General features: G+C 60.6%; 23 protein-coding genes and 1 pseudogene. 12 read left to right on the forward strand and 12 right to left on the reverse strand.

What is annotated here, in order from left to right; genetic code table 11:
- Positions 1-106 precede the first annotated feature (106 nt).
- Positions 107-1,333, forward strand: coding sequence for an inovirus-type Gp2 protein (locus tag HUS66_RS06785; RefSeq protein ID WP_168709077.1), 1,227 nt, complete (start codon positions 107-109; stop codon positions 1,331-1,333).
- A 573-nt stretch (positions 1,334-1,906) separates the two neighbouring features.
- On the opposite strand, the pseudogene HUS66_RS06790 reads toward HUS66_RS06785, so the two are convergent.
- The 3 genes and pseudogenes from HUS66_RS06790 to HUS66_RS06800 form a co-directional block, all read right to left on the reverse strand.
- Positions 1,907-3,209: pseudogene (locus HUS66_RS06790) on the reverse strand (ISL3 family transposase).
- A gap of 29 nt (positions 3,210-3,238) precedes the next feature.
- Entirely contained in the window at positions 3,239-4,612 is a 1,374-nt protein-coding gene (locus tag HUS66_RS06795; RefSeq protein WP_136255832.1) for an MFS transporter, read from the reverse strand.
- 34 nt (positions 4,613-4,646) lie between these two features.
- Positions 4,647-4,934: a metal-sensing transcriptional repressor gene (locus tag HUS66_RS06800; protein WP_112056432.1), complete on the reverse strand. Its 288-nt coding sequence runs from the start codon at positions 4,932-4,934 to the stop codon at positions 4,647-4,649.
- A gap of 598 nt (positions 4,935-5,532) precedes the next feature.
- Here HUS66_RS06800 and HUS66_RS06805 point away from each other — a divergent pair.
- The 3 genes from HUS66_RS06805 to HUS66_RS06815 all read left to right on the forward strand — a co-directional run bounded on the left by HUS66_RS06805 (position 5,533) and on the right by HUS66_RS06815 (position 8,458).
- Entirely contained in the window at positions 5,533-6,447 is a 915-nt protein-coding gene (locus tag HUS66_RS06805; protein WP_136246712.1) for a cation diffusion facilitator family transporter, read from the forward strand.
- A gap of 140 nt (positions 6,448-6,587) precedes the next feature.
- Positions 6,588-7,226: a DsbA family protein gene (locus tag HUS66_RS06810; RefSeq protein WP_240724523.1), complete on the forward strand. Its 639-nt coding sequence runs from the start codon at positions 6,588-6,590 to the stop codon at positions 7,224-7,226.
- Positions 7,223-8,458 (forward strand): M23 family metallopeptidase, encoded by a 1,236-nt coding sequence (locus HUS66_RS06815; protein ID WP_136246711.1) that lies wholly within the window; start codon positions 7,223-7,225, stop codon positions 8,456-8,458. Before HUS66_RS06810 ends, HUS66_RS06815 begins: the two co-directional genes overlap by 4 nt.
- 310 nt (positions 8,459-8,768) lie before the next feature.
- On the opposite strand, the gene HUS66_RS06820 is transcribed toward HUS66_RS06815, so the two are convergent.
- The gene (locus HUS66_RS06820) at positions 8,769-9,227 is read right to left on the reverse strand and encodes a MerR family transcriptional regulator (RefSeq protein ID WP_112056442.1); all 459 of its coding nucleotides are present in this window, start codon (positions 9,225-9,227) and stop codon (positions 8,769-8,771) included.
- A gap of 89 nt (positions 9,228-9,316) precedes the next feature.
- Here HUS66_RS06820 and HUS66_RS06825 point away from each other — a divergent pair, with 89 nt between their 5' ends.
- From HUS66_RS06825 to HUS66_RS06840, 4 genes are all read left to right on the forward strand, one after another.
- Positions 9,317-11,512: a heavy metal translocating P-type ATPase gene (locus HUS66_RS06825; protein ID WP_112056444.1), complete on the forward strand. Its 2,196-nt coding sequence runs from the start codon at positions 9,317-9,319 to the stop codon at positions 11,510-11,512.
- A gap of 17 nt (positions 11,513-11,529) precedes the next feature.
- On the forward strand, positions 11,530-12,012 hold the full coding sequence (gene lspA / locus HUS66_RS06830) for a signal peptidase II (RefSeq protein WP_240724858.1): 483 nt from the start codon (positions 11,530-11,532) through the stop codon (positions 12,010-12,012).
- 4 nt (positions 12,013-12,016) lie between these two features.
- A complete protein-coding gene (gene lnt / locus HUS66_RS06835) occupies positions 12,017-13,519 on the forward strand; it encodes an apolipoprotein N-acyltransferase (protein ID WP_240724522.1) in 1,503 nt (500 codons plus the stop codon).
- A gap of 74 nt (positions 13,520-13,593) precedes the next feature.
- Entirely contained in the window at positions 13,594-14,610 is a 1,017-nt protein-coding gene (locus HUS66_RS06840; protein WP_240724521.1) for a L,D-transpeptidase family protein, read from the forward strand.
- Between the two features lie 200 nt (positions 14,611-14,810).
- Here the strand turns inward: HUS66_RS06840 and merA are convergent, their stop codons facing one another.
- The 7 genes from merA to HUS66_RS06870 form a co-directional block, all read right to left on the reverse strand.
- A complete protein-coding gene (gene merA, locus HUS66_RS06845; RefSeq protein WP_425340076.1) occupies positions 14,811-16,124 on the reverse strand; it encodes a mercury(II) reductase in 1,314 nt (437 codons plus the stop codon).
- 85 nt (positions 16,125-16,209) lie between these two features.
- Positions 16,210-16,335 (reverse strand): mercury resistance system transport protein MerF, encoded by a 126-nt coding sequence (locus tag HUS66_RS17790; RefSeq protein WP_240724520.1) that lies wholly within the window; start codon positions 16,333-16,335, stop codon positions 16,210-16,212.
- Between the two features lie 132 nt (positions 16,336-16,467).
- On the reverse strand, positions 16,468-16,764 hold the full coding sequence (gene merP, locus HUS66_RS06855; RefSeq protein ID WP_112055405.1) for a mercury resistance system periplasmic binding protein MerP: 297 nt from the start codon (positions 16,762-16,764) through the stop codon (positions 16,468-16,470).
- A gap of 12 nt (positions 16,765-16,776) precedes the next feature.
- Positions 16,777-16,878: a mercuric transporter MerT family protein gene (locus tag HUS66_RS06860; protein WP_205742482.1), complete on the reverse strand. Its 102-nt coding sequence runs from the start codon at positions 16,876-16,878 to the stop codon at positions 16,777-16,779.
- 19 nt (positions 16,879-16,897) lie between these two features.
- Positions 16,898-17,446, reverse strand: a complete 549-nt coding sequence (locus tag HUS66_RS06865) for an RNase H family protein (protein WP_205742481.1) — start codon at positions 17,444-17,446, stop codon at positions 16,898-16,900.
- A complete protein-coding gene (locus tag HUS66_RS17650; protein WP_181463086.1) occupies positions 17,406-17,540 on the reverse strand; it encodes a viroplasmin family protein in 135 nt (44 codons plus the stop codon). The genes HUS66_RS06865 and HUS66_RS17650 overlap by 41 nt, the downstream gene beginning before the upstream one ends.
- 268 nt (positions 17,541-17,808) lie before the next feature.
- Entirely contained in the window at positions 17,809-19,008 is a 1,200-nt protein-coding gene (locus HUS66_RS06870; RefSeq protein ID WP_136254625.1) for a tyrosine-type recombinase/integrase, read from the reverse strand.
- A 287-nt stretch (positions 19,009-19,295) separates the two neighbouring features.
- On the opposite strand from HUS66_RS06870, the gene HUS66_RS06875 reads away from it, so the two are divergent.
- The 4 genes from HUS66_RS06875 (at position 19,296) to HUS66_RS06890 (ending at position 23,113) form a co-directional block, all read left to right on the forward strand.
- Positions 19,296-21,071, forward strand: coding sequence for a site-specific integrase (locus HUS66_RS06875; protein ID WP_175070174.1), 1,776 nt, complete (start codon positions 19,296-19,298; stop codon positions 21,069-21,071).
- A gap of 74 nt (positions 21,072-21,145) precedes the next feature.
- Positions 21,146-21,433, forward strand: coding sequence for a hypothetical protein (locus HUS66_RS06880; RefSeq protein WP_175070175.1), 288 nt, complete (start codon positions 21,146-21,148; stop codon positions 21,431-21,433).
- Positions 21,434-21,487: 54 nt separating this feature from the next.
- Positions 21,488-21,838 carry a hypothetical protein gene (locus tag HUS66_RS06885; RefSeq protein WP_175070176.1) on the forward strand — a complete coding sequence of 117 codons (351 nt, stop codon included), beginning with the start codon at positions 21,488-21,490 and terminating at the stop codon, positions 21,836-21,838.
- A 507-nt stretch (positions 21,839-22,345) separates the two neighbouring features.
- Positions 22,346-23,113: a hypothetical protein gene (locus tag HUS66_RS06890; RefSeq protein ID WP_175070177.1), complete on the forward strand. Its 768-nt coding sequence runs from the start codon at positions 22,346-22,348 to the stop codon at positions 23,111-23,113.
- Positions 23,114-23,435: 322 nt separating this feature from the next.
- On the opposite strand, the gene HUS66_RS06895 is transcribed toward HUS66_RS06890, so the two are convergent.
- Positions 23,436-23,789 (reverse strand): Rha family transcriptional regulator, encoded by a 354-nt coding sequence (locus HUS66_RS06895; protein ID WP_217487943.1) that lies wholly within the window; start codon positions 23,787-23,789, stop codon positions 23,436-23,438.
- Between the last annotated feature and the right edge of the window lie 275 nt (positions 23,790-24,064).

The raw sequence follows: 24,064 nt of genomic DNA on the forward strand, positions 1-24,064 counted from the left end.
GAGCCATATCAGTACATGGATTTTAAATAGTGAGCGTTGAGTAAAGAGTATGTGTCTTATATCCAGATTGATACTTTTAGCCGTGTAGTCGATGATGGAGTGCTGTATGGAATATGAGGAATCTCCGGGTGAGAATTCGCATCCTTTTGACGAAGACTGGAATATTGATTGGGACTGGGGGACGAATCAGTCTCCTAGCGATAATGATGTGCCGTGGTGGGAGGGCGAGGAGCGACTGGCAAGAGGTGAGAACTTACAACAATGGGATATGAATGATGAGGAGTTATTCTTCGAGGAGGAGGTGTCTGATGACCAAGAAGAGCTGCTTTCAGAATCCGATAAAAAGTTTATTGCACACCTGCGTCGTGCAGAAGCGGTCATAAAAGGGATATTTGACTCTCGAGAAGATCACTTCGAGGTGGTGGAGAAAAAGAATGGGAAGCTGAAGCTCTTCCAATCCTTACATGGCAAAGAATTCCTGAAAGTCGTGAAAAAGGGCTGTGATGAGAGATGCGCACAGCTGCGCGTTGTCGATAAGAATCCTTACGTCGGTATTTATCACAAGGTCACAAGGAGGTGGGAGTATGAATTGAGGGCAATGGTGGAGTATGGCGTGTTAGCAGGAGGAGTCTCTAGGACCGTCAATGTCATGAATAAGATCATGGAGGAGATCAAGGATGAGGCCAGCAGGCCGATTATCCAGGACTTTTCACGGCGTGCTGATCGAGCGGCTAAAGACAGAAAGAAGGCGGCAACTGCAATTATCGATAGATGCTTTGCACAGCGGTCCCGTCTACTGGTGCTTAGAGTGGATTTGGGATATAGAAAAGGAAAGTTTATTGAATCGGAAGACTTTATGAAAGACATGAAGATGGTGAAGAAAGAATGGACGTTAATGAGTGATAGCCTTAAGTCAGGAAAAGTTGCTCCCAATGTGATGGCGGTCTTTGGCAAGCTGGAATACGGGGTCTTGGCTGGCTTTCATTACCATCTTGTTGTCATCATGAAGGGTTCCGGCAATCGACAGGATATTAACTATGCCAAGATGGTGGGGCAGTATTGGTACAGCGAAGTGACGGGTGGGGAAGGCAGATACTTTAACTGCAATCGAATCAAGCATCGCTACAAAAAACTGGGGATAGGGACGATCAACTACCATGGAAAAGACAAAATCGATGCTCTGAAGGGAGTCGTGATCGATTACATTGTCAAGAGCGATTACTATATGAGTGCCCTGTTACCCTCCAAGAAAACCTTTGTCCAGCTGTCGTGCACGAACAAGGAGCAGATGGTCAGGCGCGGACGGCCACGACGTTATCTCTCCAAGGTGTGAGAACCATCACACATCAATTTATGACATTGAACCGTTCAAGCTGATGTAGAGTCAGGCAGTTAAAAATTCCCACCTCGACTCCCCTCCCAGCGGTTCACCTCTAAGGCGATCATCTCAGTACCAGCAGCGCATCAGTCACACTGGGCGCAGAGCCGATGTGGCACTGAACTGCCTATTTCTGGCGACAATCGAAGACGCATTCCTCAGAAGCATCGGGCTGCTTTCCCTTTGGCGTTCCGGTTTTGTGGAGCCCATTGAGTCACCAGCGCTCTCCCCTGCACATTTATGCCCGGCAGATCATGGCGCTGCGCCTGCAGGAGCGGGCGCTGTCAACGCCAATAAAGGTTGTCCGCTTTTCATCAACTGCACCAAGCGGTGCGGTACCCAAGGTTTTCTGGTGCTCCAAACGGTCTAGCTGCTCAACCTGCCTGAAATACTCCAGTTCTTTGCGGTATTCCTTTAGCTCAGCGGGGAGGCGGGGATGGCAACTTGCTGCTGGCGCGGCTGAACAGCATCAAAGAATTCTGGGTATCCGGATTAAGTGGTAGATGGAGCCTCCTGCTCCTTCGACCATTAACTCTCCCAGAAGGTTGATAGATCGACGCCGTAGTTCTTCTCGGGCTCGGGGAGACCCATGCTGTAGGTCATGGTGGCCTTGCCCAGGAAAGGGGATTCCTTTATCTGTGGCGCCTTCTTCTTGTGCTTGGTGGTGTAGAGCATCCGCGCCTGCATCACCTCGAATGAGTAGCCCCGGCCATCGCGGTTCTTGTCCTTGGCCAGCCGGTTGATCGACTCCGTGAAGGCGTTGGTGATCGGGATGTCGGTCTCGAAGTAGGTCAGCATCTCCTCACGCCATGAGCTGACGGCGCTGACAAGATCCTTCCAGACCTCCTTCTGCCCCTGCGGGATGTCGTCAATCCAGGCAGCTAGTGCCTGCTCAGCATCTCGCCGGGTGGCACAGTCCCAGATGTGGTAGAACTGTTCCTTGTGCTCGTAGGCTGCCAGCAGCTGAGGGAAGGCCCCCCGTCCAGGTCTCCATGATGAGCCGTTCGCGGTCTGAGACATCGTGAGCCCGCTTCAGCAGGATCTTCCTATCACCCTTGAGCGTCCGTCGCTGGTTGGCCGTCAGCTCCTTCCTGAGCCCCTTGCGGACCTTCTCCAAGGCCTCGTTGGCCATACGCACCACATGGAACTTATCGACCACGATGCGGGCCTGTGGCAGCACCGCCTGGACGGCACGGAGGTAGGGCTTCCACATATCCATGCTGACGATCTCGACCTTGTCGCGCTCGGTCATGCTCATGAGCCGCTTCGTCACCGCGTCCTGCTGACGACCGGGCAACAGGTCCAACAGGGTGCGCTCTTCCAGGTTGGTCAGGATGCAGCGGTAGCGGCGGTTCAGGTAAAGCTCATCGATGCCCAGGCAGTGAGGTGTCTCAAAGCGGTGCCAGGCAGCCAGGAACTCAGCCTTCTTCTTGAAGATCTCGCGAACAGTCTTCTCGTCGAGGCCGGTGGTATCGGCTACATAGGCGTAGGGGTGGTTGAAGGCCTCCTTCTCGACGTGGCTGTAAAGCCTCCGCGTCATGCGGTGATCGTCTACCATTTCCGGTAGAGCTGGCCGGAACGTCCTTCCACACGCCCGGCAGGTGTGGCGGCGACGGACTACCCAGAGGGTGACCCGCTTTCCGTGGATGGGCAGGTCTCGGTAAGCCACATCGCGCTTGCCAAACCTGACGAACTCTCCCTCTACGCGGCACTCCTCGCAGGCCACAGGGACCGGAGCTTCAACCTGAAAGTGGAGGTCATGCTCTTCCATCTTTGTGCCCAGGATGCGGTATTCCGGTGAGTGAAGGACGTTGTCAGGCAGAATGCTCATGCAAACGTTCCTTGAGCCTCTTTGTCATGTCACGACGGCCATCTCGTGTGATGGCCGTCGATCACAAAGGTGTGCCGATGCCGGCCTCTCGAATGATGGTGGGGATGGCGATGCGGTTCCGGCCCCTCCCATCCCTCATGCTCATGTTGGTGGTGCTCGTCGTGATAGTGCAGATAGGTATGCGCCACCGGGTCGTGGTCATGCTCGAGGACCAGCGGGTCCCGTGCCGGCCAGACACGGGTCGCGAGCGCCGTCGACAGCAGCGCAATCGCCCCCAGCAGGGCGAAGGTCTCGATCAGCCCCACCTCGGCCCCAACCCAGCCGGCCAGCGGATAGGCCACCAGCCAGCAGGCATGCGACAGCGAGAACTGGGCGGCGAACAGCGCCGGACGGTCCTCGGAGTGGCACGACTGCTTGAGCAGGCGCCCAGTGGGCGTCATGACCAGCGAGGCGCCGGCGCCCAGCAGGAACCACAGCCCCATCAGGCCGGCGAAGCCGGGCGCGAACAGGCCGAGGAACAAGCTCACCGTCATCAGCGCGGCGCCCGCGAGCATGATCGGGCGTTCGCGCACGCGATCCAGCACCTTCGGCAGCAGCAGGGCCACCAGCATCGAACCGCCCCCCACCGCCGCGAAGGCCATGGCCACCGCCTGCTCGCCCAGTCCCAGGGTAGAGCGGACGTAGACCACGGTATTGACGATCTGCATGGCGCCGGCGGCCGACACCACCATGTTCAGGCCCAGCAGCCCGCGCAGCCGAGGCGTCTTCAGGTAGATCCTCATGCCGTGAGAGACCTTACGCCACACGCTCGGTGCCTCGTCCTCCGCCGCCTGGGGCGACGGCAACACCACCGAGACCACCAGACCGGCCGAGACCAAGAAGGCCAGGCCGTTGAGCAGGAACAGCACATCGAAGCTCATCACCATCAGCAGCGCCGCGGCCGCCATGGGGCTGAGCAGGTTCTCGAGGTCATAGGCGAGCCGCGACAGCGATAATGCCCGGGTGTACTGTCCCTCGTCCTCGAGGAGATCCGGGAGCGTCGCCTGGAAGACCGGGGTGAAGCCAGCAGAGGCGGCATTGAGCAGGAAGATCAGCACATAGATCTGCCAGACCTCGGTGACGAAGGGCAGCGCGCAGACCACGGATGTCCGTAGCAGGTCCAGGCTGACCAGCAGAGTGCGGCGCGGCAGACGCGAGGCATAGGCCCCGACCAGCGGCGCGATGCCCACATAGGCCACCATCTTGATCGCCAGGGCCGTGCCTAACACGATCCCCGCTTTCCCGGCCGCCAGGTCATGGGCCAGCAGCGCCAGGGCGACAGTTGTCAGCCCGGTGCCGACGAGGGCGGTGACCTGGGCCATGAATAAATGGCGGTAACGACGGTGACTCAGCACGTGGAGCACGGGTCCTCCTCGAGGCGTGGCTGTCGGTTATCGGTTACAGGTAGCGAACGATCGCCTTGAAGTCTTCAAGTTGTGCGCGCTGGTCTTGATTCCGGCCCCTGTCGTGGGGGCCGATCGCTGCTTCCAGGCAGTGGTCGATATGGTCGTGCACGAGGGTTCGCTTGGCCTGCTGGATCGCCTTCTCCACTGCATGCAGCTGCTGGGCGATGTCCAGGCAAGGCCGCCCGTCCTTGATCATCTGGGCCACGCTCTGCAGATGTCCCCGGGCGCGACTCAAACGCTTGATGATGTCGGGATGCGACTGGTGGGTATGCGATGTCATGCGCAGCTCTTTGTTGGTATTCCTATCCCTCTGGGGGGGGATTAAGCTCAAAGACGCTATCGTGCCAATGCCCCAGGGGACTCGGCCAGATCGCGCCTCACTATCGGTCTTCGCCCCCGAACTGGTCTGCCCGTATGCTCCTCAACCGCCTGTGTCATCGCCTCGGTCACCTGACCCTCCTGCTGCTTATCGTGCAGGGGCTGGTCATGTCCGGCATTGGCGAGATACGCGCTCATGGGCCGGTCGATTCGGCGGCGGTCGAGCACAGGCTCCAGGGGGGGGCTCCCGGAAGCGCATGGCCACGCGCATGCGTCGATTAGTTCCGTGAAGTCAGGCAGCTGTGGCTCGGCGAGGACTGACGTTACCACCATCAGCAGTAAAGCCAAGCTCATCAGCCAGGCGTGCGAGTAAGGCTTGGGTATCACAATGGGCTCCTTCTGGGGGCATGAAACATGGTAGCCAATTTGGTGCAGCGCCCACTATGCAAAGTTCCACACGCCTAATCCCAGCTCACTCTTCAACAGAGTTCGGGCTTGAAGCTTGAGTCGCTATAGGTTTTATATTGCTGGGTCATCACGTGACACCACAAGGATAACGCATGGGACATCATCACGATCATCCCCACATTGATCCCACCTCTGGTGATCGTCGGGTGAGCATCGCCATCTGGGCCAACGGGATATTAACCATTGCCCAGATCGTTGGGGGTATCCTGGCGGGAAGCCTCTCGCTGATCGCGGATGCGCTGCATAATTTTTCCGACATGGCTGCGCTTGTCATTGCGTTTGCTGCCCGCAAGATCGCGAGACGACCGCCAGACTCACAGATGACGTTTGGCTATGGCCGAATCGAGGTTGTCGCAGCGCTGATCAACTACACCACCCTCATTATCGTTGGCATTTATCTAATTTATGAAGGCGCCATGCGCATGATCGACCCGCCAGAGATTAAGGGCTGGATAGTCGTAATCATCGGTATTGTCGCTCTTCTTGTCGATGCGCTAACGGCCTTGCTCACCTGGTCGATGCAAAAACATAGCGTCAATATCCGCGCCCTCTTCCTGCACAACCTGTCGGATGCCTTTGCGTCCATCGCCGTGATCATCGGGGGCTCACTGATTCTGCTGTATGACATGCGCTGGGTAGACCCCGCGATTACGATCGGCATTGCGCTCTATATTCTTTATCTCGCCTTTACTGAGATAGGCGGCCCTGTCCGGACACTGATGTTGGGCTCGCCACCCGATATCGATGGTCAATCAGTCATTGAAGCCCTGCGTGACGTCCAAGGGGTTGAGGATGTGCATCATGTTCACCTATGGCAAATGCAGGAGAACACCGCCGCGCTTGACTGCCACGTGGTTATCACGGAAGCCGGATGGCGCCAGCTCGAGGCGATCAAGGTAAATATCAAAGCTCAGCTGAAAGCGCGCTTTGGCATTGGCCACTCCAGTTTGGAATTTGAGCATATTGATCACGCTCATCAGGATGCCAACCTTTTTGGGCATGAGTAACACGCCATATTTGCTTGCTCAGGCACCCATCAGCGGCTGAGCTCCACTCAGCAGCATCCTGAGCTTGCTTTAAACCCAACTCTTTGAAATTGAGAGAAAGAATGTACAAAAAAGCGACTTTTATCCTGGTCGGAGCGTTGATGCTGACGGCCATCATTGTGATCGTGTCGAGGCCCTCGCTGTTGGGCATGGGCGCCGAGACGGCCAGCCGAGAGGGGGCACAGGCCGAGAATTCGCTGGTGCGTGCACACTCGCCGGTCCTGGGGCCGGAAGAGGCACCTGTGACGATCGTGGAGTTCTTCGACCCGGCCTGTGAGGCCTGCCGCGCCTTCTACCCGCTGACCAAACGCATCCTGGAAGAGTACCCCGAGAAGGTGCGGCTGGTGGTGCGCTACACCCCCTTCCATGGAGACGTATCCGAAACCGCCATTCGCGTGCTGGAGGTCGCCAGGCGTCAGGATGCCTTCCAACCGGTGCTGGAGGCGCTGCTGGCTCGCCAGAGCCAGTGGGCGGCTCATGGCAGTGTCGATGAGGAAGCGATCATGGAGATCGCCAGCGAGGCCGGGCTGGACAGAACCGCAGCCGAAGAGCAGCTCAATTCACCAGAGGCACAGGCGGTCTACGACCAGGACAAGGCTGACGTCGAGGCCAACCAGATCAGCAAGACGCCGACCTTCTTCGTCAATGGCGAGCTGTTGGACCCCTTCGGCATGCAGGAGCTGGTCGACGCCGTTAACCGTGAGGTAGCCGAGGTCTCCGGCGAAGAGGATGCATCATGACACGACGCTGGTTGCTAGTGGGACTGATGGTCCTGAGCCCCGTGTTGGCCGAAGCCCGTGGGCAAGAGCGTGCCGGATTATCACCTGCCAAGCCGGCATCGGACAGGGCACAAGCTATCGCGAAGGTGGGTCGCGTCGCTCAAAAGCTCACCGTGGAACCAGGGGATACCCTGGACGCACTGCTGCAACAGCTTGGCGTGAATACCGAGACGCGCACCCAAGCGGCGACCTCGCTGGCGGAGAGGTTCGACCCGAGACGATTGCGGCCCGGAGATCGTATCACTTTCACCTCTCTGGCGACGGGACAGCCGGTGTCGGTGGCCATCGAGCGTGACTCGGGTATTCAGTACGTCGTCACCCTGGGTGAGCGTCCGTCGACGCGCATTGTCCAGCCTCGCCTCGACACCCTGACCCTGGGTCGTGAAGTAGACGTCAAGACGTCACTCTATGCCGCCTTGGCGGCTGAGGGGGTACCCAGGCGTTTCGCTGCAGAGCTTGACATGCTGCTGGGCGGACTCATGGACACACGCCGAGATATCTCGGGTGGCGAGCGCCTGCAGTTACTGTGGGAAGAAGATCGCCGTGAGGATGGCACTCGAGTCGGGCCTCCCCGTCTGACCTATATGGGGTTGGCTGACCAGGCGGAGCGGCTGGAGCTAGTATGGCCGGCGGACCAGAGAGCCAGCGTGATGCTCTTCAAGGACGGTAGCCTCCAAGACACCTTGCAGTTCCCGATTCTCGGCGCACGCCTGACATCCCCCTTCGGCAACCGGCGCCATCCCGTGTACGGCGGGGTCCGACGTCATGACGGTATCGATCTTGCCGCGCCTCGCGGCACCCCGGTCATGGCCACTGCGCCGGGGCGCGTCTCCTTCATCGGTCGCCGGGGAGGTTATGGACGTGTTGTCGAGATAAAACATGATACGGGCACCATCAGTCGCTATACGCATCTCAGCCGTTTCGCTGCCAGCCTGGCGGTCGGGGCCCCCATCAAGGCCGGCGACAAACTGGGTGAGGTAGGGGCTTCCGGACTCGCCACGGGGCCCAACCTGCACTACGAAGTGAGAGTGGATGACCGCCCCGTAGATCCCCTCGAGGAAGGGCAGCGCATTATTCTGAGTGAGTCACCCACACGCCAAGAGTATCGCAGCGCACTGTTCGAGGCTCGGACACGTCTGCAAAAAGCCATCGGAACGTCCGCTGCTTCCGGTCTTGCCGCAATGGTGAACTGACAAGCCTTTAGGTGGACTTGCTGTGAAACACGCCTCGGTGGGCACAATGTACCTAGCGTCGCGTGACGCTACAGCCTCAGCGGCACTCACTTCACACGGGCAGGGGTTATGGACGGTGTCTCGCCAGTCACACTGGGGTTTTTAGGCAGCCCCGCCGCCGGCGCGATGATGTATGTCATTAGCCGCGAGATCATTCCCCAGGCCCACCGCAGCGGTCACCAGAACAAGGCGACCCTGGGCTTCTCTATGAAGTTGGTGATCATGCTGTTCCTGAATGTCTCAACTAGGGCACGCTGGGACGCACAGGAGGTTATCCCAAATCGTGAGCGCCTTTGTGGGCTGCCTCACTGATACACAACTGGTGATCACTCAGCACCTCGATGATGCGACAGCTCTCGACCTTGCTGCCGGCGCACTGGCTCACCATCCGCTTGAGCTCGTCACGCAGTGCCGAGAGCCGCTGCAGCCGCGACTCCACTTCCTCCAGGTGATGCTTGGCAACGGCATCGACCTCCTGACAGGGCATGTCGGGCTGGTCGGACATCGCCAGTAGCTCACGCACCGCATCCACCGAGAAGCCAAAGTCTCGGGCATGGCGAATGAAGGTCAGCCGCCTGACAGCTTCTTCGCCATAGCGCCGCTGCCCACCCTCGGTACGCGATGCATCGCCCATCAGCCCGATGCGCTCATAATAGCGCACCGTTTCAGGCTTGCAGCCGGCGCGCCGTGCCAGCTCGCCGATACCGATGGCATGGCTAATCTCCGGCATCCTGATGCTCCTCTCGCATGACTTGAACCTGTAGTTGCTACAGGGATTATGCTTCAAAATAAGATTAAGACATTCGGAGAAGCAACGCCATGACCGAACCAACGCAAAGCACTATCTCGTCGACGCTGACACTGCAGGTGGAAGGCATGGACTGCGGCGGCTGCGAGCGCAAGGTAGAGGCCGCTCTGGGCCGCCTGGAGGGCATCGGGGAGGTGTCGGCCAGTTCGGTCACCGGATCGGTGAGGATTCACCCTCAACAGGATACGACGCCTTCTCATGAGGCGATCGAGCGGATCCTTAACGAGCTCGGCTACCAGCTTGCCACCGATGATGAGGGAGATGAGGCGGATGCCGCTCCGGCCTCTTGGTGGCAGACCGCCAAGGGACGCTTGGTGCTCGTCACGGGGGGGCTGCTGGCTCTGGCCTTCGTTCTCCGCCTGGTCTGGCCTAGCCTAGGCAACTGGCCCTTCGTTGCGGCCACCCTGGTGGGGTTGGTGCCCATTGCACAAGGCGCCTGGGGTGCGCTGAAGATGCGCAACCCCTTCACCATCGAGATGCTGATGAGCATCGCCGCCTTGGGGGCCCTGGCCATCAATGCCGCCGCCGAAGCGGCAGTGGTGGTCTTCCTGTTCGCCGTAGGCGAGTTGCTGGAGGGGGTGGCCGCGTCGAGGGCGCGACGCAGCATCTCGGCCCTGGCGGACCTGACGCCGTCCACGGCGAGGCTGATGGAGGATGGGGATACCCGTGAGGTTTCGGCCGCCTCGCTCACGCCTGGGCAGCGAGTCCTGGTGCGACCGGGCGACCGCGTGCCCTGCGATGGACGTATTCTGACCGGCGAATCCGACCTGGATGAGTCACCGATCAACGGGGAGTCGGTGCCCCGCACGCGGGCGCCGGGGGACGACGTCTTTGCCGGCACGGTCAACCTCGATGCCGCCCTGGAGGTGGAGGTAACCCGCGGCGCCGAGGACAACACCATCGCACGGGTCATCCGCCTGGTGGAGGAGGCCCAGGCCGCCAAGGCGCCGGTGGCACGTTTCATCGACCGCTTCGCTCGCTACTACATGCCGGCGGTGGTGGGGCTCGCCCTGCTGATGGCGGTGGTGCCGCCGCTGGTCTCGACCATGGCCTGGTCGGAATCGATCTATCGCGCCCTGGCCCTGCTGTTGATCGCCTGTCCCTGTGCTCTGGTGATCTCAACCCCCGCGGCGATCGCTGCCGGCCTCTCGGCGGGCGCCCGGCGGGGCCTGCTGATCAAGGGCGGCGCGGTGCTCGAACAGCTGGGTAAGCTGCGGACGGTGGCGCTGGACAAGACCGGCACCCTCACCGCCGGCACCCCCAAGGTCACCGACGTGGAGGACTGGGCCACTGGCCAAGGCACGCAAGAGATCCTGAGGCTGGCGGCTGGGATGGAACGTGACTCCAGCCACCCCATAGCCACGGCCATCCTCGCCCACGCTGAGCAGTTGGGCCTTTCCCTTCCACTGGCGAGTGAGAGCCGCGCCCTGTCGGGCCGAGGGGTCGCCGGTCGGGTCGAGGGGCGTGAGTTGAGCCTGATCACCCCCCGCCACCTGGCAGAGCAGGCCGCTCTCGATCACGACCTGAGCGCTCGGATCGCCGAGCTGGAGGGGGCCGGCAAGAGTCTCGCCGTGCTGGTCGAAGGCGAGCATCCGCTGGGCCTGATCGCCGTGCGCGATGAGCCGCGTGACGATGCCCGGGAGGGGCTGACGGCGCTGTCGCGCCTGGGCGTGCAGGCAGTGATGCTCAGCGGTGACAATGCGCGTACCGCCGCGGCCATCGGTGACAGCCTGGGCATCGAGGCACATGGCGAGCTGATGCCCGAGGACAAGGCCCAGCGCGTTCGTGACTGGCAGGCCGCCGGCCGAGGCCCCGTCGGCAAGGTGGGCGACGGCATCAACGATGCGCCGGCGCTGGCCGCGGCAGAAGTGGGCATCGCCATGGGCGGCGGCACGGATGTGGCACTGGAAACCGCGGATGCGGCGCTGCTCAAGAACCGCGTCGGCGGCATCGCCGAGCTGATCGCCCTGTCCCGAGCCACGCTGCGCAACGTCAAGACCAACGTCGCCCTGGCGCTGGGCCTGAAGGCCATTTTCCTGGTGACCACGGCGCTGGGCATCACCGGCATGTGGATCGCGGTGATGGCGGATACCGGCGCCACCGTGCTGGTGACCCTGAACGCCATGCGGTTGCTGGGTTATCGCTTCTCGCCAGGCAATGCCACGACTGGCTCGGCAAGCCCGCGCTACCAGGCAGCCACGTCATGAGAACGAAACGGATAGCGATGGCGCCGCAGAGCCGCTACTGGTTGGCACTGGCCGTTATGGTCGGCCTGGCCGACCAGGTCATCAAGGGGCTGGTGCAGGCGCTGATGCCGTATGGCCAGACCATCCCGCTGACCCCATTCTTCAACTGGGGTCACTGGTGGAACACGGGGGCGGCCTTAAGCTTCCTCGCCGATTCAGGTGGCTGGCAGCGCTACCTCTTCCTGTGCTTTGCAGGGTTGGCGACTATCGTGCTGACGTTCCTGTTGTGCAGGCCCAGGCCCCGCCTGGAGGCGCTGGGGTACAGCTTGATGCTGGGTGGCGCGCTGGGTAATGGCATCGACCGCCTGGTGCGAGGGTATGTGGTGGACTACCTGGACATCTACTGGCGAGAGTGGCACTGGCCCGCCTTCAACCTGGCGGATATCGCCCTGTTCCTGGGTGTCATCGCCTTTGCGATTGCGGCCTTGCGTGAGCGTCCCTCCCCCAGATTGTCTGAGTGACGGCATGGATGCACAGAACCAGCCAGTCCGGGACATGACGCCTGTCGGACGGCTCTCTCCGGTCCTCGGCTGTTTGCTGGCCCTGACCGCCGGGGGGCTGACCACCCTCAGCGCCGCGCCCTTCACGCTGTGGTGGCTGGGCCCTGTGGCGGTGGCCCTGGTCTATGTCGGCATCCATGCCCTGACACCCGCTCAAGCCGCGCTCCGTGGCTGGTGCTATGGCGTGGGCCTGTTCGGCTCCGGTGCCTCCTGGGTCTTCGTCGCAATCCACGGCTATGGGGATACGGGGGCGCTCCTGGCGCTCTTCCTCACCGGTCTGTTCGTGGCCAGCCTGGCGCTGTTCTATACCGTGCCCTTCTGGCTCTATCGCCGCGTCACGGGCCGACGCCTGGCCTTCCTCAGCTTCGCCGGCACCTGGGTTCTCAGCGAGTGGCTGCGCACCTGGCTGTTTACCGGGTTTCCCTGGCTGCTGCTGGGCACGTCCCAAGTGGACTCGCCGCTGGCGGCCTGGGCCCCGGTGGGCGGCGTCTATCTTCTGTCGCTGATCACCGCCCTGACCGGCACCCTGGGCGTGGAGCTGCTGCGCCGACGCTGGTGGGCCCTTGCCCCTATCGCCGCCCTGTGGCTGGCCCCGTTAGCCTTGCCGGGTCAGTGGACCAGCCCGGCCGGCGAGCCGCTCAGCGTGGCGCTGTTGCAAGGCAACCTCGACCAGAGCATCAAGTGGAGTGCCCAAGGCCAGCGCGAGGCGGTCAACATCTACACGGCGTTGACCGGGGAGCAGCCCGACGGCATCGACCTGATGGTCTGGCCCGAGGTGGCGCTGCCAATGTTCGAGGAGGAGGCGCGGCCCATACTGGAGCGGGTGCAGTCCAACCTCGCCCCCGACACCGCCCTGCTCACCGGCATCCTGCAGCGCGACGGCGGCGACTACTACAATAGCGTGATCGGCCTGGGTAACGCCGAGGGCCACTACCGCAAGGCGCGTCTGGTACCCTTCGGCGAGTACCTGCCGCTGGAGAGCCTGCTCGCCGGCACCATCGCCTTCTTCGACCTGCCCATGCCGACCATGACGCCCGGGCCCGAAGCTCAGGGGCCGATCCACGCCGCCGGAACCACCATCGGTAACGCCATCTGCTACGAGATCATCTATGCCGACCGGGTCGCCGAGCAGGCGCGCGCTGCCGAGCTACTGCTGACGGTCTCCAACGACACCTGGTTCGGCCGCTCCATCGGCCCCCTGCAGCATTTGCAGATGGCCCGTCTGCGTGCGCTGGAGAACGGCCGATACCTGATTCGCGCCACCAGCAACGGGATGACTGCCATCGTCGATCCTCAGGGCAGTGTCACAGCCCGCGCACCACAGTTCCAGGCGACGAGCCTTCGCGGCGAGGTGCGGCCCATGGTGGGAAACACGCCGTTCACCCGAACCGGTAGCTGGCCAATCTGGCTATTGGCCGCCTTACTGGTGCTGCATGGATGGCGAATTAACACACGTCGGTCTGGATGATAATGGTCCAGTCAAAAAAGGAGAGAATTATGGCGTTATCGAAACCTCACTCTGGTACAGCGAGAGAAGCTCCATTGTGGCAGCTCCGAAAACGCACAGTGGTGGGGGTGCTGGCCGGTTGGCTGGCACTCATCGGCGCTTCTCAGGCCGAAGAGGAGGGCGAATGGCCCCGCGGCCACTATCCGCTGCCTGAGGAAGGCAATGTGATCGGCGACACCTACCGCATAACGGTGGATGATCGAGAGGATACCCTGCTCGATATCGCCAGGCGACACAACCTGGGGTACCGGGAGATCATGCGAGCCAATCCGGACACCAGCATCTGGATCCCCGGCGAGGGAACCGAGGTGACCATTCCCGGACGCTTCATCCTGCCCGATGTCGAGCGCAACGGGATCGTCATCAACATCGCCGAGCTGCGCCTTTATTACTATCCCGAGGTGGATGACGACGAGACGCCGCGTGTCGAGACCTATCCTATTGGCATCGGTCGCGAGGGCTTCGGTACGCCCCTCGGTGTCACCAAGACCACCATGAACATCAAGAATCCCGCCTGGTATCCACCCGAGTCGGTTCAGCGTGAAGCCAGGGCACGCGGTGAAGAGGCGCCCAGCGTGGTGCCCCCAGGCCCGGACAATCCGCTGGGAGACCATGCCATTATCCTTGGATTCGATGGCTACTTGATCCATGGGACCAACCAACCGGATGGAATCGGCATGCGTGCCAGTCGTGGCTGTATTCGCATGTTCCCCGGGGACATCGAGTCGATCTTCGACCGCGTGCCCGCCGGCACCCAGGTCCGAATCGTCAACCAGTCCATCAAGATCGGCTGGTACGAGGGGCAACTGCTGGTTCAGGCATTCCCGCCTTTGGAGGGAGAAGGGCACAGCATGTCCACATTGGTAGAGACCATCACACGTCTCAACCAGCGCAACGCCGAGGGCTGGAGCTTCGATTATGAACAACTTCGCGGCCTATTAGATGACCCCAGCGGTCGCATGGTAGCCCTGAATCCCAAGCCGGAGCCGGATAGAACGCATGACACTGACTACCAGGGTATCTACGCAGAAATCGCGCTGGGCAGGCCATGATGACGACGACACGGCGAGTCCTGTCAGTCTCGTGACGCTGACTTCAGGCGTGGATGATACAGGATCTATCGTCCTCTGCAGGGCCACTTTGCCTATGGTCATGTCACTCATGTCGGCACCTGCGAAGTCTCCGAAAAGAGTTTACTGGCCTTACCATGGTACGGTGGTAAAGGTCGCAGACGTGTAGGCAACGCTATCGTTCACCCGGCACAGCAGGACAACTGCGTCACATCCTTGGTGAAAGTCTGAGCACAGAGCTTGAGCCCTTCTACCATGGTCAGGTAGGGAAACAGCTCATTGGCGATGTCGTGTACGGTCATGCGTGCGCGTAGCGCCATCACCGCCGTCTGGATCAGCTCACCGGCTTCTCCCGCCACCGCCTGTACGCCCAGCAATCGCCCCGAGTCGCGTTCGGCCACCATCTTGATGAAGCCACCGGTGTCGAAGTTCACCAGTGCCCGGGGCAAGTTTTCCAGGTCCAGCTCGCGGGTATCGACGCTGAAGCCTTGCTCGATGGCCTCGGCTTCCGTCAGGCCGACGGTGGCCACCTGGGGGTCGGTGAAGATCACCGCCGGCATGGCGCTCAGCTCCAGGGTGGCTTCGCCCCCGGCCATGTTGACGGCAGCCCGGCTGCCCCCGGCGGCGGCGACATAGACGAACTCCGGCTGATCGGTGCAGTCACCGGCGGCGTAGAGGCCCGGTACCGTGGTTTGCAACTGCTCATCCACCAGGGTCGCCCCACGCGCGGTTTCCACGCCGAGGCTCGCCAGATGCAGGGCCTCGGTGTTGGGTGTCCGTCCGGTGGCCACCAGCAGATGATCCGCCTGCAAGGTGCCGGCATTGGTGTCGACAATGAATAGATTATCAAGGTAATCCACACGGCTCGCCTGGGTCTGCTTGAACACCTCGATACCCTCGCGGCGAAACGCCGCCTCCACCGCATCCCCTACCGCCGGGTCTTCCTGGGACAACAGGCGGCTCCGGGCCAGCACGGTGACCTGGCTGCCCAGCCGAGCGAAGGCCTGGGCCAGTTCCAGGGCGACCACTGAGGCCCCGATCACGATCAGCCGCTTGGGAAGGGTATCCAGTGCCAGCGCGCCGGTGGAGGTCAGGTAGGGAGTGTCGGCCAAGCCCGGCACCGGCGGTGCTGCCGGTCGGGCGCCGGTGCCGATGAAGGCGCGATCGAAGCGGACGGTCTGCTCGCCGCCCTCATTCAGCGTGACCGTCAGGCTATGGGCATCGACGAACCGCGCCTCCCCCTTCAGGACCGTGATGGCCGGGTGGTCGCGGAGTATGCCTTCATACTTGGCATCGCGCAGTTCCTCGACACGCCGCTGTTGCTGCTCGAGCAGCTTGGCCCGATCTACCACCGGCGCTTGGCTGCTCAGGCCGGCATCGAAGGGGCTTTCCGTGCGCCAGTTGGCGATATGGGCCGCGCGAATCATGATCTTGGAAGGTACACAGCCGGTGTTGATGCAGGTACCGCCGAGGGTGCCGCGTTCTATCAGGGTGATGCGGGCGCCGCGTTAGGCGGCCTTCAGGACCGCCGCCATGGCGGCGCCGCCGCTGCCGATCACCGCGATGTGCGGGTTCTTGTCATCACTCATGAGGGGAATTCCTTGAATAGGTAGAGGCGTTGTTACAGCAGGCGTCGTATTGCTTCTCGCGCCATAGCGCATAGAGGGTCAGGCCGATGAAGAAGGCCAGGGCAGGAAGCAGTACCACGTCCAGGTAGCCGGTCAGTGCCGCCAGGCCAACGGTGCAGCAGGATCACCAGGATGGGCGTGAAGCAGCACAGCGCCAGCAGGACGGTGCCAATCACGCTTGCGCGCAGCAGGGGCTTGGGGTTCTTCATGGTCACTCCCGATCCGCTTCCGAGGGTGTCGGGGATGAGGGGGAGCCGGCGTTGGTGGTGGCTTCGGTCAATGCTTCGACGTGCGTTCGTGAATCGTCGAAGGTGACCACCGCCTCACGATCCGGGTAGCTCACATCGACGTGCGAGACACCGTCCACTTTGTTGAGGGCGGCCTTGACGGTGATCGGGCAGGCGGCGCAGGTCATGCCCGGCACCGACAACGTCACGGTCTGCGGGGCGGCCCAAGCCGACGTGGCGAGCGTCGCGGAAAGCGCAATGCAGGCAGCGAGTCGTTTCATGGCGATCTCCTCTTAGTAGAACAGGGGCAGGAGGTAAGGAAACAGCAGCGCGATCAGCACCAAGGCAGCGACGATCCAGAAGATGGCTTTATACGTCGTGCGAACCTTTGGCATCGCGCAGGTTTCGCCTGGCTTACAAGCGGTGGTAGGCCTGTTGGTCGGCCCCGTACATTGCCATCCTGTCGGCTAGTTCGTTGCCTTCAACTCCTGCGTCCCCTTTGACGTGGGCGATGGTCAGCGACGATTTGAGGCTTTCGTACAGCGCATGCGTGGGCTGGATGATCTCCGGGTTCTTTATCGCCTCTCCATTGGCTTTCTTCCAGCCGCGCTTCCGCCATTCGCCGGCCCACTTCGTGATGGCGTTGGTGGTGTACATGGAGTCGCAGTGGATCCGCACGGACGATCCCTGCGCAATTTCCTCCTTGGCCATATGTAGAGCTTGGAAAAAGGCGTTTAACTCGGCTGTATTGTTGGTCCCCTTGGGGTTGTAGAGGCCATACCAGAGCTGGTCGAGGGTGCCCTTGCGGTAGATGGCCATGCCCGAGCCGGCATCACCAAGATTGGGGTCACAAGCACCATCGCAGTAGATTTCCGTGTCGAAGGTCTCTCCCGGGTGAGTATGATCGTCCTTTTTTGACGCCTTATTCCGCCGAGATGTGCGGCCCGAAGGGGCCGAGGCCACGCTGCCAGATGTCGTCGCCTTCTTGTGTGGTGAAGATCCCGGTCTGCCGGCCGACCCAAACGACATAGAATTTGGGGGCTTTCTTTGCTGTCATGCGGCGCTCCGTGGCGGTGATGTTCTGATGCAGGAATAGAAGAGCCCGCCCCTTACAAGCCGGGCTCGGTCAGTCAACATAGTTTCCTAAAGCTCTCTGGGCGATTCGAAGTGTCTTGAATGCAGCTCGTCAGCGTAGCGCTCGATGAAGTGTGCTACCTGTTGTAACGCTTTGATAACAAGAAATACTGCTGTAGGGCCTGCAGGCTGCCTTGCCACAGCAAAACATGCGCCATGCCCGAGTGTTCAGTACTTCAAGAGTGTCCTTACTAGCTCTGCGGTAGGATGAAATCGGCCCAATTCTGCATCATGGCCCGTCGCTTATTGAAGAGGTCTCCACGGCGATAGGCCGCTTCCACCTTGTTCTCGATGGTGTGGGCCAGCGCCATTTCTGCGACGTCACGAGGATAACTGGTGACTTCGCCGGTCCAATCGCGAAAGCTCGAGCGGAAGCCGTGGGGCACGTAGTCGCCCCGTTCGCCACCCTGACCATAGCCGATGCCTCGCATCAGCTGCAGCATGGCCATATTGGAGAGAGGGCGTCCGTAGCGCGCTCCGGGGAAGACATAGGAGTTGCCCTTCACTCGCGGTAGCTGGGCCAGCAGCTCCACCGCTTGCCGTGACAGCGGCACACGGTGTTCGCGGCGTGCCTTCATTCTGTCGGCTGGGATCGTCCAGGTTTGATTGTTGAGGTCGAGCTCCAGCCAATCAGCGCGCAGGACCTCTGAAGTGCGCGTAGCTGTCAGGATCAGGAACTGCAGGGCCCTGGAGGAAACGCTGGTATAGCCCTGAAGCTCGGCCATGAAGGCGGCAACATCATCATAGGGCATAGCCGGATGGTGGCTTACCTGCTTGACCCTAGATGGTTTGGCCAGCAGCTTGTCGAGGTGCCCACGCCAGCGGGCCGGGTTCACAGGATCTCGGTAGTTGTGCGCCGCGGCGTAGTCGAGGACGTTCTCAATCCGGCCTTGCACGCGCTTGGCCGTTTCGGTCTTGCTGGTCCAGATCGGTGACAGGATTTTCAGGACGTCTTGGGTGGTGACCTCATCGACAGGCTTGTTTCCGATGACCGGTCGAGCGTAGGCCTTCAACGTGCTGACCCATTGCCGCGCGTGCTTGGCGTTCCGCCAGCTGCGGCGGTGGGACATGATGTAGCGGGCGGCACAGCTGGTGAAGGTGGGCGTGGCCTCGTCTACTTGCTCTTCTTCTACCTTGGCCTCAAGGGGATCAAGGCCTTCCTTGATGAGGCTACGGTTCTTGCCGGCACGAGCTCGCGCTTCAGCAAGGCTGACGTCCGAATAGCTACCAAGGCCCATGTCGCGAAGTTTGCCATTGCGCCGGAACCGATAGATCCAGCTTGCTCCCCCTTTCTTGCCGATCTTGAGGTACAGGCCCTCACCATCGTTGGTCAACCCGGGCTTGGCCTCCCTGACCAGTTTCTGTACTCCACGTGTGGTGAGCTTGCCCATGGCCGCCTCCTCGTTGTCGAAGGATTAGCGTACCATACCCTAGCCCATACTCCGGCCCATACTTTGACTCTGGAAATGTCGGTACGGCTTTGGATCTTGCTGGACAGAGATTAAAAAAAATAAAGCTAAAACAATGAGTAATTATATTTTATTGGATGTTTCTGAAGCCTAATCAAGCGGACTGTCCCTCCGCCACCACACTACGACGCCCTGAGATTTCAGTAACTTACTGGTCTCGGGGCGTTTTTGTTTATGGCCGCCCCATTGGACTGTTACATTGGGAGGTCATGAAGACCGTGAAAGTTACCGGACATCCTCGCCTGTATCGCCGTGGCGCTCGCTACTACCACCGAGCTGCCATCCCTCAAGACATTCAGGCCAGCTACCCCAAGGCTGAAGAGACCTTCTCTCTCAAGACCTCCGATTATCAGGAGGCGATACGCCGTGTCCGCAAGGCAGCCGTTGAAGTGGATCAGCAGTTCGATCATCACCGCCGCTGGATGGCAGCCCAAGCCCAGCCCCTCGACTCCCTCACCAATGAACAGATAGATCATCTTGCTTCCCGGTATCACGCATCATTGTTGGAGGAAGATGAAGAGATCAGGACGGAAGGCTACTTCGAGGAGGAACCCGGCGAGCCCGGAACGGACTGGGAGCGCTGGGACTTTGACGAGACGGCGGAGGAGCTTGAGGACAGTGTAAGCCATACTCGGCACCTCTATGCTCGTGGCCGGGTGGACACCTTCTTTATGGGTGAGGCCGAGGACATCCTGTCATGGGACGGGGTGGAGCTTGCCCTGTCGCCAGACTCCCCAAGCTGGCGCTCACTGGCCCGTGCACTACAGGCCGCCTACATCCGCGCCGGGAAGGACCAGCAGTCACGCAATGAGGGCGAGATAGTCCCGACACCCACCGTGGACTCGCTGCCATCACAGGCCACCGCCCCAGCGTCGGAGGCTCGCCAGAGTCTCGCGGACGATGGACAAGGCCCACTGCTCTCCGCCGTGGCCAAGGAGTGGATAGCCGAGAAGTCCCTGAGCTGGGCGCCGAAGACCACCAACGATCACCGGACCACCCTAGACAACTTTATCACCGTCGTCGGCGATAAGCCGCTGGACGCCTACGCGAAGGCCGATGGTCGTGCCTTCAAGTCGGTCTTGATGAAGCTCCCCAGCAACTGGACGAAGCAGAAGCCGCTCCAGGGACTGGCTATTGATAAGGCCGCCGAGCGAGCCGATGAGCTGGGCATGGCGCCGATGTCGGGCAAGAACGTGAACAAGCTGATCGGATACGCCGCCGCGTTCTGGAACTGGGCCGCCAAGCACTATGACGAGTGTCCGCCCAACCCACTGAACGGCTTGAAGGTGGCCATCAAGAAGCGTGCCCGCGAAGAACGCGATCCCTTCACGCTGGAGGAACTTAGAGCCATCTTCCACGCCCCTGTCTTCACCGGCTGCAAGTCGCTCCATCACTGGCGCCAGCCCGGTACGCTGGTGCCTCGGGACTCGGGCATGTTCTGGGTGCCGCTGGTTTCGCTGTTCACCGGGGCCAGGATGGGGGAAGTCCTGCAACTCTATGTCTCGGATGTGAAGCGCCAGAACGACATCGACTTCATCGACATCAACGGCGACGGTGATGACAAGTCACTGAAGACCACCAGTAGCTGGCGCAAGACGCCGATCCACCCCGAACTGAAGCGGCTGGGCTTCCTTGAGCATGTCGAGAAGATGCGCCAGCAAGGGGCCCAACGGCTGTTCCCTGACATGCCCATGGGGAATGACGGCTATTACTCGTCCGTCTACTCCAAGCGATTCCGGGCGTTGCTCGACTCCCTCAAGATCAAGCACGGGCAGAACGCCTTTCACTCGCTCCGCCACAACTTCGAGGACGCTTGCCGGAACTCGGGCGTCGATAAGTATGTGATGGATGCCCTGCAAGGCCACACCGAAGCGGGCATGTCAGCACGGTACGGGTCCGGCTACGAACTGGAGACCCTGAACGACGCCATCTGTCGCCTTGAGTATCGAGGGCTTGACCTGGGCCACCTACATTCGCACACATAAGAAGCTCTATTTGAAACAGCGGCCCGATTATCGCTAGGGTAGCAATGAATGCACGAACAAAGGGAAGTGGCACAATGGGGATCATCTCTGACCTGAAGCTGGGTATGACTCTAAAAAAACTCACCGACTTATTTGTTGAGGCAAACCGATACTCCAGCATTGGTTCGGAAGACATCGGGTCTACCATGAAGTACCAAAAGCTGACAGCAAAGCTCAGAGCTTACCGCCCATTCAAAGTGGAGATGGAGCTGCTAAATAACATGATGATCACTGCAAAGAGTGGGAATGAAGAGAGAGGTAAAGCCCAAGAAGACTTGAGGGCAGCTCTAGTGGCTGATGGTCTGGCTGTAGGCGACATATAACCTGGATGCTCATCGCGATGTTTTTTTGTGGCCTATAGCAGGAAGGGGTAAAACATGGGGCTCTTCACGCGCAACACGATGAACCTTCAGGACATGGCGCACCTCGTCACGTACGTCACTGTCGGGACAATCGGCTACTACGCCAAGCAGGGAGCATGGGTGGATGAGGACACCCGCGCCAAGCTGGCGGGAGCCTGGCTCCAGAAGTTCGGCCATCGAGCATCACACTGGAAGTTGACGAAGTTGACCATGGTCGCTGATGGCCTGGCCCGGAAGACCCTCTTCGAGGCTCCCGAGTTGGCCAGAATCCTGCCGCATCTGGAAGGCGAGGATGTAGACGAGGCGTACGCAGAACTCTACACGCAGAGCGAGCAAGCCCTGCTCTTCAAAGGCATCACGAAATAGCCCCAGACCTTCACCACATGCGCCCGCACATAGGCTTTTCTCTTCCTCAGCGGGCATTCCTACCGATTAACACTAGAACCTCTCGCAGCGCCACACAGCGACGAATCAATTACGGCCCTCTCGTGGAGAAGGCGCTGCCTATGACGATTCCCCCTCACTTACGAGGGGGGGATCGAGCCCACCATAGGAGAACCGGCCCTCTCCGGGTGATTACCGCCCACTTACGGGGAAGCCCGATCTAGCAGAACGCGGTTACGGCCCACTACTGGGGAAGGCCGCCACCTGCATCTCCTACTCGCTACAGACGCTCACTGCTGCCGCTCCCCACAGCGTTCAGCGAGGACGCTTCACCACACACCACCATCTATCCAACCGCTCATCAGTGGAGCTACTCACCGGCCAACCGTAGGACTGGGCTTTTCGTGTGCCCGGTTGGAAGTCCTGCGGCCATGGGCTGGTGTGTGGCCCGGCTGGTCGAGTGGTTCCACTCATGAGGAAGACACGATCATGGATAACGCCACTGCTCCAACGACCAGCACATCCACCAGCTCCGAGGTGACGACAGTTGTCAGACATGGCCGCTCAGGCCGGGAAGAAATGAAGGCCCGAGGACTGGCGCTCAAGGAGCAAACCGAAAGACAGCTTCGGCACATGGACAGCTTGTCCCGTGATCGGTGGCCGTTCGGCCCCGCTTTCGGGTTGGGCGAAGCACCGGCTACGGACGACGCCATCGACCAGACTTACCCGATTGACGAAATGCCGAACCTCAAGCGGCGGCTTGGCAGGGGGCGGTCTGCAAAGATTCGAGCCGGTTACGTCGATTCTCAAGAGGGCGAACGCCTCGACAAGAGCAACATCAGCGACATCCCCAAGCGAAGCAATCGGGAAAAGCGCATCGAGAACACTGTGCAGGATGCCATGAAGGAGCGAGCCGTAGGTGACATTGGATGTCCTGCGTCGGATGTCATTGCGGGGATTGCGAATCTGGACCACCACAGCCAGAAAGAGCGCAACCTGCCACTCAACAAGATCAGCCTGTATGTCATCCTTCAGGAGTTGGAGATCATCTCGACGAGGAACGTCAAGGGACTTCTCGACGTGGGCCATCGCCAAGCTCAGAAGTATGTGAAGGCTTGCGGGATAGCGCTTCCGTTCTTGGAGCGGGCCCTACCAACACCAACGACAGCGAAGGCGTCAGATCAAGGATGGTCGTCCGATGATGCGGACGTGACTCGCCAGGAGAGGCTTGACGCCTGGATCATGGGGGCTGCCTGAGGAAATCAACAGCCCAATGGACTGCTCTAAACGACGCAGTATTGGGGAACAGCGAATGGGTGATCTTGGATGACGATCACCGCTCACCGAAGGTCCACCGATGACGCCGACAGAGAGCACCCGTGCTTGTGTCAGTGACCATACCCGTGTCCGCCATCAACGACGGCCATGCCTTCAGATCACTCCGTCAGCCTCTCCCGCTGACCAACTACTAGCCCATCCACTCGAACCTCTTATCGGGATTCTTCCTCGCGTGCTTCATCGGCTGGCCTTCGTTGGGCCGGTTCGAGGGCCGATGAGGGGGAGGCTCGGCGAGGGGGAATCACCAATGAGGAAACAACAACCATGACCATCCCCACCGCTCTTGCCAGCGATCCACCAAGCGAGCGGTGAACTCCGGGGAGAGCTGAGCGACGATCACATAGTTGTCGCGCTTGCCGATGCGGAATTCAGTGGTGGGCTTGGTTGCCGTGGGAATCTCCACCAGTGATGGGAATTCGATTACGTCCCTAGCGGCAAGGCGTTCGACGGTGGGCTTCACGCTGTCATGCCGTACTTCGACCACCTCAGCGATCTCGTGGCTGCTTATGGTCGGCTCGATGGTGGCGGAAGTCGTGGCGGGCTTTATCGCAAAATCTGGCAAACCATCAAGGCGTTGGCCCTGTCGATTTGCCACATGGTGGCGCTTCCTGGGAGCCACTCCGAGGTATCACCACCGTGGCGCGGATAGTAGACGCACTGGAACATGATCTACCCCTGTTCCTCTGACTCCGTGCGCCAGTCCTTGAACCAGAGGAACGGGACTCCTACCGTCTCGCCCTCGACTCCGTGTGTCCGTCACTGAGCTGGAGGAACGGGACTCCGATGGGACTCCTTCCGATGGGACTCCTACAGGCTACCCCCGGCCATTTTGTGGCGCATCTCTGAGCCGGTATTGAGTGTATATAAAAG

The sequence above is a fragment of the Onishia taeanensis genome, from assembly GCF_013349955.1.
GTDB lineage: Bacteria > Pseudomonadota > Gammaproteobacteria > Pseudomonadales > Halomonadaceae > Onishia > Onishia taeanensis_B.